The sequence below is a fragment of the Streptomyces daqingensis genome (assembly GCF_014645895.1).
Taxonomy (GTDB): domain Bacteria; phylum Actinomycetota; class Actinomycetes; order Streptomycetales; family Streptomycetaceae; genus Streptomyces; species Streptomyces daqingensis.
This window is the reverse complement of record NZ_BMMP01000013.1, coordinates 75,582-86,445: the sequence shown is the minus strand read 5'-3', so window position 1 is coordinate 86,445 and position 10,864 is coordinate 75,582. Positions and strand designations below refer to the sequence as shown.

Annotated in this window: 9 protein-coding genes; 2 read left to right on the top strand and 7 right to left on the bottom strand. The window is 72.6% G+C overall.

The window, feature by feature from the left end; all coding sequences use genetic code 11:
* Positions 1-214 precede the first annotated feature (214 nt).
* From IEY56_RS19705 to IEY56_RS19695, 3 genes are all read right to left on the bottom strand, one after another.
* On the bottom strand, positions 215-1,087 hold the full coding sequence (locus tag IEY56_RS19705; protein WP_229712059.1) for an amidohydrolase family protein: 873 nt from the start codon (positions 1,085-1,087) through the stop codon (positions 215-217).
* 193 nt (positions 1,088-1,280) lie between these two features.
* Positions 1,281-1,643, bottom strand: a complete 363-nt coding sequence (locus IEY56_RS19700) for a hypothetical protein (RefSeq protein WP_189038567.1) — start codon at positions 1,641-1,643, stop codon at positions 1,281-1,283.
* A 35-nt stretch (positions 1,644-1,678) separates the two neighbouring features.
* Positions 1,679-2,314, bottom strand: coding sequence for a GntR family transcriptional regulator (locus IEY56_RS19695; RefSeq protein ID WP_189038687.1), 636 nt, complete (start codon positions 2,312-2,314; stop codon positions 1,679-1,681).
* Positions 2,315-2,701: 387 nt separating this feature from the next.
* Between IEY56_RS19695 and IEY56_RS19690 the strand changes: the two genes are divergently transcribed.
* Together IEY56_RS19690 and IEY56_RS19685 are read left to right on the top strand one after the other, a co-directional pair.
* Positions 2,702-3,256: a Uma2 family endonuclease gene (locus tag IEY56_RS19690; RefSeq protein ID WP_189038566.1), complete on the top strand. Its 555-nt coding sequence runs from the start codon at positions 2,702-2,704 to the stop codon at positions 3,254-3,256.
* Between the two features lie 76 nt (positions 3,257-3,332).
* A complete protein-coding gene (locus IEY56_RS19685; RefSeq protein WP_189038565.1) occupies positions 3,333-3,989 on the top strand; it encodes a class I SAM-dependent methyltransferase in 657 nt (218 codons plus the stop codon).
* A gap of 390 nt (positions 3,990-4,379) precedes the next feature.
* Here IEY56_RS19685 and IEY56_RS19680 read toward each other — a convergent pair whose 3' ends face one another.
* From IEY56_RS19680 to IEY56_RS19665, 4 genes are all read right to left on the bottom strand, one after another.
* The gene (locus IEY56_RS19680; RefSeq protein WP_189038564.1) at positions 4,380-5,408 is read right to left on the bottom strand and encodes an ArsR family transcriptional regulator; all 1,029 of its coding nucleotides are present in this window, start codon (positions 5,406-5,408) and stop codon (positions 4,380-4,382) included.
* Positions 5,409-5,688: 280 nt separating this feature from the next.
* A complete protein-coding gene (sucB, locus tag IEY56_RS19675; protein ID WP_189038563.1) occupies positions 5,689-7,443 on the bottom strand; it encodes a 2-oxoglutarate dehydrogenase, E2 component, dihydrolipoamide succinyltransferase in 1,755 nt (584 codons plus the stop codon).
* A gap of 103 nt (positions 7,444-7,546) precedes the next feature.
* Positions 7,547-8,935, bottom strand: a complete 1,389-nt coding sequence (lpdA, locus tag IEY56_RS19670) for a dihydrolipoyl dehydrogenase (RefSeq protein WP_189038562.1) — start codon at positions 8,933-8,935, stop codon at positions 7,547-7,549.
* Positions 8,936-9,298: 363 nt separating this feature from the next.
* On the bottom strand, positions 9,299-10,858 hold the full coding sequence (locus IEY56_RS19665) for a leucyl aminopeptidase (RefSeq protein ID WP_189038561.1): 1,560 nt from the start codon (positions 10,856-10,858) through the stop codon (positions 9,299-9,301).
* Positions 10,859-10,864 lie beyond the last annotated feature (6 nt).

Genomic DNA, 10,864 nt, shown 5'->3' with positions numbered 1-10,864 from the left:
GCCTGAAGGGCAGGACAGAGCGACCCGGCGATTGGACTGTACTCCCGCGATCGATGATCGATCAAAGCTCCGAGTGAAATTGGCATTCCGTGCCACGAAAGTCGGCACGCGGTGTCCATGTCAGGGACGGCCCGCGGGCGGCTCCGGGACGGGCAGGGACCACGAGCAGTCCTGCGGTGCCGGCCCAGCCTCCGGCCCGCCGCCCGGCCGCCGCTCAGAGACCGAAGAGGCGCGCCGCGTTGCCGTGGCACACCGCGCGGAGCCAGTCCGCGCCGAGGCCCGTACGTTCCAGGGAGCGGAGCGCCTCGGCGTACCGGTACGGGATGTTGGGGAAGTCCGAGCCGAACAGCACCCGGTCGGCGAGGGCGCCGAGCCGGGGGAGGGCGGCGCGGGGGAACGGCGCCTCCCCCTCCGCGAACGGGGTGAACGCCATGGTGGTGTCGAGCATGACGTGCTCGTACCGCTCGGCCAGGCCGAGGAAGTCCTCGTACTCGGGCATCCCCAGGTGCGCCACCACCAGCGGCAGCCGGGGGTGCCGGGCGAGGAGCGACGCGATCGGGCCGGGCCCGGTGAACGGGCCCGGCGCCGGCCCCGAACCGCAGTGGGTCACCACCGGGACGCCGGCCTCGGCAAGCGTCCCCCAGACCTCCTTCAGCGAGGGGTCGTTGGGGTCGAACGCGCCGACCTGGAGATGGCACTTGAAGACCCGGGCGCCCTGCTCCAGAGCGCGCCGCACGTCCCCGGCCGCGCTCGGCTCCGCGTAGAACGTGGCCGTGTGCAGGCAGTCCGGCGTGCGAGCGGCGAAGTCGGCGGCCCAGTCGTTGAGCCAGCGCGCCATGCCCGGCTTGTGCGGGTAGAGCATGGAGGTGAAGGCGCGTACGCCGAACTCCCGCAGCAGCCGCAGCCGTTGCTCCTCGTCCCGCCGGTAGGCGATGGGCCAGGGCCGCCCGACGAGCGGACCGGCCGAGTCGAAGTACGCCCACACCTTCGCCAGGACCCGTTGCGGCATGAAGTGCGTGTGCACGTCGATGAGGGAGTCCAGCCCCAACGAGCGGCGGAACGCGGCTACTTCGGCCTGTTCCGGCACCGCTCCGGCCTGCTCGCCGGGAGGGTCGCCCGCCCCGGCGGTCGGCTCGGCCTCAACAGACGGTTCGCACACCCCGGCCTCCGGAAGTCTCGCGTCTCGACGTACCGGGCGCCAGCAGATCACGCCGCGGGGCCCGCGGTCGACGGCACCCCGGGCGCCCGGCCTCCGCCACCGGCCCGACCCCCGCCACGGCTCAGTCCCCGCCGTCGGGCCGGTCCTCGCCGCCGGAGTACCGTGCCGCGAGCTCGCGGTGCTGCTCGGCGGCCTGTTCGGCCTGGCCGCGGGTGATCGTCGATCCCGGCATCCCGCCCAGACGAGCCACCTCCTCCGCGAAGCGCAGATGCGCCTGGCGTGCGTGCTCGCGGCACGCGAGGCAGGTGACGCTCTCCGGGCGCGGCGAGGTCATCGCATAGGGCACGCGCGTCCCGCATCCGGTCGTGACGTGGCTGGGCAGATCGCCCGCGAGACCGAACGTGGAGGCCATCAACTCCCGGACGGCCGCGTTCCGGCGGACCACTCCGGACTCGACATGGATGTGCGGATCGGGTGCGGCCATGTCTCCTCCTCGTCGTGGGACCGTACGGACGGGCGTCAGCCCGCGCCCGCACCGCGCGGCGCGGGCGCGCAGCCGAGGACGTGCGCCTTGACCAGCTCGGCGATACGCGGGTCGCGGCGCCGGAACGCCTCCATCACGGCCTCGTGCTCTTCCGCGTAGGACTGCTGCACCGTGCCCAGCCAGCGGATCGACAGCGCCGTCCACACCTCGATGCCCAGCGACTCCCAGGTGTGCAGCAGCACGCTGTTGCCGGCGGCCCGCACCATCTCGCGGTGGAAGGCGACGGTGTGCCGCACCTGCGCCTCCCCGTCACCTGCCCGGTCGGCCTCGTACAGCGCCTCGACGTGCGGCAGGAGCGCCGACGCGTCGCCCGCGAGGTGCGGAGCGGCGAGCTCGGCCGCGATCTGCTCCAGACCCGCCCGCACGGGGTAGATCTCCTCCAGGTCGGCGGCCGACAACTCCCGTACGCGCACTCCCTTGTTCGTCGCCGACTCGATCAGCCGCAGCGCCTCCAGCTCGCGCAGCGCCTCCCGTACGGGCGTCTGGCTGACCTCCAGCTCCACCGCGATCCGCCGCTCCACGATCCGCTCTCCCGGTTGCCACCGGCCGCTGACGATGCCCTCCACGATGTGCTCGCGGATCTGCTCGCGCAGCGAGTGCGCGAGGGGCAGCGGAGAGGGGGGCGAGGTCACAGGCGCGGCCTCCTTCTGAGCGGGGCTCTCGGCGGTTCCGGGCGGCGTGCTCCGGGTGCTGCCTCCCCACGACGGCGTCCGGAGCCCGGAGGGCCTGACGGCTGCGGCCGCGCGGGAGGGTGCCTCGACAATACGGCCCCGCAGGCGGGGGAAGCGCCCCCGTCGCGTGTGGTCTTCACCGCGCTACGGCAGGCCGCCCGGCCGCGGGGGTGTCGTGCGCGGGCGGCGCGAAGCCGTGCCGGAACGGGTCACTCGTGCCGTGATTCTGGCATCCCAGGCCCGAAAGGCCGGTTTTCGCTCTGTCGATACTGGCCTTCATGCGGAAGGGGGTACACCGTGACGGTTATGGCCGAACGCACGTCCTAGATGCAGGTGGAGGAGTTCGAGGAGATCGCCTCCAAGGCACCCGAGACCGTCATGCTGGAGTTCGTGGGCGGGCGGATCGGGGTCAAGAGCACTCCTGACGGGGACCACGACACCGTCACGATGTGGCTGCTCAGGCAGTGCATCCAGGCCCGGCCGGATCTCGACCTGCATCCGGAGCGCGGACTGCGGGTCGGTTCGTATCGCAACGGCCGTGCTCGTGCCGACGGCGCGCTCGCACCCGTCGCGCACTTCGCCGGCCAAGGTGAGTGGGCGGACCCGGACGGGGTCCTGATGGCCGTGGGGGTGACCTCGTACGACGAGGACACCGACCGGCGGGACCGCGTCGAGAAGCCCCCCGCCTACGCGGCAGCGGGCATCCCCGTCTATCTGCTGATCGACCGGGACTCCTGCACCGCCGTCGTGCACAGCTGTCTGGACCGGGAAGGCGCCCGCTACCGCGACGTGCACACCGCCCGCTTCGGAGAAGCGGTGACGCTGCCCGAGCCGGTCGGGATCGAGCTGGAGACGGACATCCTCAAGAACTACGTGCGCTGAACCCGCCGGCGGGTCCTGGCCGGTCTGTCCGACGCCCGGCAGGGGCGGTGTCAGTAGTCCCTGCCAGAGTCCCGGCATGACCTCACACGCTGCCTCGATCACCGCCTACTGGGACGCCGCCGCGGCGGACTTCGACGAGGAACCCGACCACGGGCTCCTGGCCGAGGACGTCCGATCCGAGTGGGCCCGGCTGCTGCGTGCCTGGCTGCCGTCCGAGCCGGCCGACGTCCTCGACGCCGGATGCGGCACCGGTTCGCTGTCCCTGCTGCTGGCCGCGGACGGGCACCGGGTCACCGGAGTCGACCTCGCGTCGCGGATGGTCGAGCGGGCCCGGCGGAAGGCGGAGTCGGCCGGGCTCGGCGCCCGTTTCCTCGTGGGGGACGCGATGCGGCCCCCGACGGGCGGGGAGCGGTTCGGCGCGGTGCTGGCCAGACACCTGCTGTGGACCCTGCCGGATCCGGATGCCGCCCTGCGGGAGTGGACGTCCCGGCTGCTGCCGGGCGGGCTGCTCGTCCTGGTGGAGGGCCGCTGGTGCGAATCGGGGCAGAGCGGAGTGCCCTATGTCGCGGGCGCCGAGGAGTTGCCGTGGCACGGCGGCGTAGGGGCGGAGCGGCTGGCAGCGGCGGTGCGCCCCCTCGTCTCGGAGCTCCGCGTCGAATCCCTCAGCGGCAACTCCGTGCTCTGGGGCCGACCGGTGACGGACGAGCGCTACGCCCTGATCGCCCGCCGGTGAACTGTCCTCCCGTCCGCGTCCGAGGGCCGCGGGAGCTGCCCGTTTGCGGTAAACGCCAACTCGCGCCTGCGACCAGGGTGTTGTCTCTCTGACTGCAACACAATGGTCAGCACGGCCGCCCTCCGGCACAGTCCTCGTATACGGGACGTACGTCGCACGTCGTCCCGGAAAAGGGGGGAGCAGCGAGGCGAAGCCGGAAAGACCTGGGGGTCCATTCCGGCCGGCCTCCGCTCTGGCGGCACAGAGTCCGAGAACGGCATGCAGGTTCGGGCTGCCGCCCGTGGAAACGCCCCTGCCCGTACGCAACCGCGGGCAGGGGCGTCGCACGATCACCCCCGCGCCGGGCGGACGGGCGGCCCCCGCCGACACGGCTCCGCGGCGGCCCCCGCGTCACGGCTCCGCCGCGCTCTCCTTCCCCGTCTGCCGGAGCAGCGCGGAGCCGAGCGAACTGAGCTGGTGGAACACGCTGTTGGCGTGCCGATGGCTCACGAGCAGTCCCGACTCGCGCAGCACCGCCGCGTGCTGGCTCGCCGCCGAGGCCGAGATGCCGACGTGCCGGGCGAGTTCGCTCGTGTTGGGAACGGTCACCGCCGCGCGCAGCACCTGCGCCCGTGTCGAGCCCAGCAGGCGGGCCAGCGGATCGCCGGCAGCACCGGCGCTGCCGTGGGGCGCCGGCTTCGTCCAGTCGGGGTCGCGGTCGAGCGGGTACAGCACGGTGGGCGGCAGGTCCGGGTCGGCCAGCGGCACGGGCCGGCTCCACAGGAACTGGGAGGGCACGAGCAGCAACCCCCTCCCCTGGAGGTGCAGGTTACGGTCCACAGGGTGCGCGGGTATCTCGAGGACGGGCGGACGCCAGCGCATCGCCGGCCGGAAGCCGGCCAGCAGCCCGTGCACACCCCCGACCCCGCCCGTCTGCCGCGCCCTCGTCCGCACCGCGCGGTCGGCGGCGGCGCGGCGCTGGATCGCGGGCCAGTAGGGGGCCAGCGCGCGCTCGTGGTAGCCGGAGATCATCCTGCCGAGGCGCCGGCGCGCGTGCGGTGCGCGGTCGGTCAGCTGCTGCGACCAACTGGGCGCGCCCACCCGCTCGTTGAGGATGCCGAGTTCGTGGTCGATCCGCTCGCGCGGCGTCGCGACGATGGCCTCGACGCCTTCCTCCAGGCCCAGCAGCCCCTCGGGCGGGGTGAGGAAGTCGGGGAAGTAGCTGGCGTCGGGGAGGAGGGGGAGCAACTGCCGCACCTCGTCGGTGTTCCCGTGGCGCCGCAGGTCGGCCCGTACGTCCCTGCGCCACTCGGCGAACGGCACCCTGCCGTAGCGGGCACGCAGCATGTGGAGGCTGAAGACCACCTCCCAGAGCGGGTCGGGGCCCTCCGCGACGTGGGTGCGCGCGAGGTCGGTGGTGGTGAAGTGGATGCGCAGCATGCGGTGTTCCCTCGCGGCCCGGAACGCGGTGTCGGCCGTGGCCACGCACCGCTGAGGGGCGGGTACGGCGCCCCGGGCGAATCGGTGCGGAACGCCCGTCCGACACCCTAGCGCGTACGTTCAGGAACAAAGCCGGGGAGTGGAACGGAAATTCCGGCCTCCGCCCGCGGTCCCGGACGCCGGCGCACGGAACCGCCACGGAAACGGCGGCGGCCCCGGCCGTGCCGGCCGGAGCCGTACGGTCGGGGCCGCCGCGCGCAGTGCGCCAGGGCGCGCCGGGTCAGATACCCAGTTCGCCCTCGAACTCGCCTGCCTCCAGGCGGGCCTTGACGTCGCCGAGGTAGCGGGCGGCGTCCGCTCCGTCGACCAGCTGGTGGTCGTAGGAGAGGGTCAGGTAGACCATGTCCCGGATCGCGATCGTCTCGCCGAGCTCCGGGTGGTCGATGACCATCGGACGGCGGACGGTGGCGCCGATGCCGAGCTCGGCGACCTGCGGGTAGTTCACGATGACCGTGTCGAACAGCGCGCCGCGCGAACCGGTGTTGCTGATCGTGAACGTGCCGCCGGACATGTCGTCCGGGCCGAGCCCGCCCTCGCGGACCTTCTTGGCCAGCTCCGCCGTCTTGCGGGCGATGCCTGCCAGGTTGAGGTTCCCGGCCTCCTTGATGACGGGGACCATCAGGCCCTTCTCCGAGTCCACCGCGATGCCGATGTTCTCGACGTCGTGGTAGGTGATCGTGCCGTCGTCGTTGAGGCGCGCGTTGACCGAGGGATGGGCCTTCAGCGCTTCCGCGGCCGCCTGCACGAAGAAGGGCATCGGGGAGAGCTTGACGCCCTCGCGTGCGGCGAAGGAGTCCTTGGCCCGCTGCCGCAGCCGCATCACGCGCGTGACGTCCACCTCGACCACGGTGGACAGCTGCGCCTGGTTGTGCAGCGCCTTCATCATGTTCTCCGCGATCACCTTGCGGATGCGCGGCATCTTGACCGTCTGGCCGCGCAGCGGAGACGGCTCGAGCTTCGGTGAGCGCGGTGCGGAGGACGCGGCGGACGGCGCGGCCGCCGCCTGCGACTTGGCCGCCTCGGCGGCGGCGACGACGTCCTGCTTGCGGATGCGTCCGCCGACGCCGGTGCCCTTGACCGTGGAGAGGTCCACGCCCTGCTCGCTCGCGAGCTTCCGGACGAGCGGCGTGACGTACGCGCCCTCGTTCTCCGCCGCGGCCGGTGCGGGCGCCGCCGGGGCGGCAGCCGGAGCCGGTGCGGGCGCCGGTGTGGGCTTGGGCTGTGCCTGCTGGGGGGCGGGCTCCGCCTTCGGCTGAGCAGGCACCGGGGCCTGCTGCTGCGCGGGCTGGGGCTCAGGCTCCTGCGCGGGCTCGGGCTCGGGCTGGGACGGCTCGGGCTGCGCGGCCGGTGCCGCACCCGCGGCGCCGATGACGGCGAGCTTCGAGCCGACCTCGGCCGTCTCGTCCTCGCCGACGACGATCTCCAGCAGGGTTCCCGCCGCGGGGGCCGGGATCTCCGTGTCGACCTTGTCCGTGGAGACCTCGAGCAGTGGCTCGTCGGCCTCGACCTCTTCGCCGACCTGCTTCAGCCAGCGGGTGACGGTGCCCTCGGTGACGGACTCGCCCAGCGCGGGCAGGACGACGTCCGTGCCCTCCGCCGAGCCGCCTCCGGACGGCGCCGGCGCCTCCTGCTGCGCGGGCTGCGGCTGGGCCTCCTGCGCCGGCTCGGGCTCCGGCTGGGCCTCCTGCGCGGGAGCGGACTCGGCGGCGGCCGGTGCGTCTGCCGCGGGTGCCCCCGAACCGTCGTCGATCACTGCGAGTTCGGCGCCGACCTCGACCGTCTCGTCCTCGGCCACCTTGATGGAGGAGAGGGTGCCCGCAGCGGGGGCCGGGATCTCGGTGTCGACCTTGTCTGTGGAGACCTCGAGCAGCGGCTCGTCGGCCTCCACTTGCTCACCCTCGGCTTTCAGCCAGCGGGTGACGGTGCCCTCGGTGACGCTCTCGCCGAGCGCCGGCAGGGTTACGGAAACCGCCATGGTTTCGGTTGCTCCTAACGGAATGGTGCGGATGTGGGTCGCGCCCGTTCCCCTGCGGCTGGCCCGGCTTCGCCGGGAGGTGCCCCAGGGGAGACCCCAAGGGTCAGTCGTGGGAGTGGAGCGGCTTGCCCGCGAGTGCCAGGTGGGCCTCGCCGAGCGCCTCGCTCTGCGTGGGGTGTGCGTGGATGAGCTGCGCGACCTCGGCCGGCAGCGCCTCCCAGTTGTAGATGAGCTGTGCCTCTCCCACCTGCTCGCCCATACGGTCACCGACCATGTGGACGCCGACCACGGCACCATCGCGTACCTGGACCAGCTTGATCTCGCCCGTGGTGTTGAGGATCTTGCTCCTGCCGTTCCCGGCGAGGTTGTACTTGAGGGTGACGACCTTGTCCGCCCCGTAGATCTCCTTGGCCTTCTCCTCGGTGACGCCGACGGAGGCGACCTCCGGGTGGCAGTACGTCACGCGCGGCACGCCGTCGTAGTCGACGGGCACCGGGTTCAGCCCGGCCAGGCGCTCCGCGACGAGGATGCCCTCGGCGAAGCCGACGTGCGCGAGCTGCAGCGTCGGGATGAGGTCGCCGACGGCGGAGATCGTCGGCACGTTCGTGCGGCAGTACTCGTCGGCGAGGACGAAGCCGCGGTCCATCTCGACGCCGGCCTCCTCGTAGCCCAGGCCCTGCGAGACGGGGCCGCGGCCGATGGCGACGAGCAGCACCTCCGCCTCGAACTCCTTGCCGTTGGCGAGGCTGACCTTCACGCCGTTGTCGGTGTACTCCGCCTTCTCGAAGAACGAGCCGAGCGAGAAGGAGATGCCGCGCTTGCGGAACGCGCGCTCCAGCAGCTTCGAGCTGTTCTCGTCCTCGGCGGGCACGAGGTGCGGAAGGCCCTCGACGATCGTCACGTCGGTGCCGAACGACTTCCAGGCGGAGGCGAATTCGACGCCGATGACGCCGCCGCCGAGGATGATCGCCGACTCCGGGACGCGGTCCAGGTGCAGGCCGTGGTCCGAGGAGATGATGCGGTTGCCGTCGATCTCCAGGCCGGGGAGCGACTTGGGCACCGAGCCCGTCGCGAGCAGGATGTGGCGGCCCTCGTAGCGCTGGCCGTCGACGTCGACCGACGTCGGGGAGGACAGCCGGCCCTCGCCCTCGACGTAGGTGATCTTCCGGGAGGCGACCAGGCCCTGCAGGCCCTTGTAGAGCCCGGAGACCACGCCGTCCTTGTACTTGTGCACCCCGGCCATGTCGATGCCCTCGAAGGAGCTCTTCACGCCGTACTTCGCGCCCTCGCGGGCCTGGTCGGCCAGCTCGCCGGCGTGCAGCAGCGCTTTGGTGGGGATGCAGCCCCGGTGCAGACAGGTGCCGCCCAGCTTGTCCTTCTCGATCAGGGCGACGTCCAGACCCAGCTGCGCCCCGCGCAGGGCAGCGGCATAGCCGCCGCTACCGCCTCCGAGGATCACTAGGTCGAAAACGGTGCTGGCGTCTTTCGCCACGTCACGTCCTCCATGCATGGGTACGCCGGAGCCGGTCTCCTACCGACCGGGCGGCTTTCAGTTCGGCCGCTCTCTTGCTCGGCCCTGACTCGGCTTGGGTGAAGCCGCGCGGGGGCCCTGTCCTGCCGGGGACCCATCTTCGCACTTGTCGGCGGGCGGCGGGACGCGGGGCCGTTTTACCGGGCGGTACGGCCGCGATCGCTGTGGGCGAACGCGGCCGTACCGCAAGGGGAGTGCACGGCGTACCCCTGAGGCGGAGCGTGAAGTGTGACACTGCTCACGGACGGCGTCCCCGTCCGCTCCCGCCCGCGGGTCCGCCGGGCCGGGGCGCGGTGCACGGCCGCGGGGCCCGGGCGGCCGCCGTCAGGTGAGGTCGCCCGCGGCGGCGCGCTCCGCGAGACGGACGAGGGTGCGGACCGCGGAGCCGGTACCGCCCTTGGGCGTGTAGCCGAAGGGACCGGACTCGTTGAACGCCGGGCCCGCGATGTCGAGATGGGCCCACAGCACGTCCTCGTCCACGAACTCCTTGAGGAAGAGCCCCGCCACGAGCCCGCCGCCCGGACGCTCGCCGATGTTGGCCATGTCCGCGACGGGGGAGTCCATGCCCTTGCGCAGGTGGGTGGGCATCGGCATCGGCCAGGACGCCTCGCCCGCCTCGTCGGCGAGCTCGTGCACCGTGGTGCGGAACGCGTCGTCGTTGCTCATCACGCCGAACGTGCGGTTGCCCAGCGCGAGGACCATGGCGCCGGTGAGCGTCGCGACGTCCACGACGGCGTCCGGGGACTCCTCGCACGCGCGGGTCAGGGCGTCCGCCAGGACGAGGCGGCCCTCGGCGTCGGTGTTGAGCACCTCCACCGTCTTGCCGCTGTACATGCTGAGCACATCGCCCGGACGCGTCGCCGAACCGGACGGCATGTTCTCCGCGAGAGCGAGCCACCCCGTCACGTTGACGCGCAGCCCGAGACGGGCGGCGGAGACGACGGCGGCGAAGACCGCCGCGGCACCGCTCATGTCGCACTTCATCGTCTCGTTGTGACCGGCGGGCTTCAGGGAGATGCCGCCCGAGTCGTAGGTGATGCCCTTGCCCACGAGGGCCAGCGAGTTCTTCGCCTTGGGGTGCTTGTAGCCGATGCGGACCAGGCGCGGCGGGTTCTGCGAACCCTGGCCGACGCCGATGATGCCGCCGTACCCGCCCTTGGCCAGGGCACCTTCGTCCATCACCTCGATGTCGAGGCTGTGCTGCTTGGCGGCCTCCCGGGCCTGGTCCGCGAAGACGGCCGGAGTCAGGTCGTTGGAGGGCGTGTTGACCAGATCGCGGGCGCGGTGGACCTCCGCCGCGAGCACCTGCGCGCGGTCCGCCGCGGCCTTGTGCGCCTTGTCCCGCGCCTTCGCGCCGACGACGACGACCTCGGCGAGCGGTGCACCGGACTCCTGGTCCTTCTTGTCCGCCTTGGCGCCGCGCTTGCCCTTCCCGTCGGCGGTGCCGCGGTAGGTACTGAAGGCGTACGCCCCGAGCAGCGCGCCCTCCGTCACGGCGCCCACGGAGGGGGCGTCGTCCGCGGGCAGCGCGAAGACGGCCTTCTTCGTACCGGCCAGCGCACGCGCGGCCGTACCGGCGGCGCGGCGCAGCGTCTCCAGGTCGTAGGGCTCGTTCTTGCCGGGGGCCTCGCCCAGCCCGACGGCCATCACGACCGGCGCCTTGAGCCCGGTGGGCGGAGCAGGAAGCTTCGTGGTCTCTCCCTCGCTGCCGCTCGCGCCGAGCGCTTCCAGCGTGGCGGCGAGCTTCCCGCCGTACGCCTTGTCCACGGTCTCGCCGCCGAAGGCGACCACGGGGCTGCCCTTGGAGCCCTTGGCAACGCCGATGACGACGACGTCCCCGCGCTGGGTCGTGGCGGACGAGGTGCTGAGAGTCAGAGCAGACACGGTGAG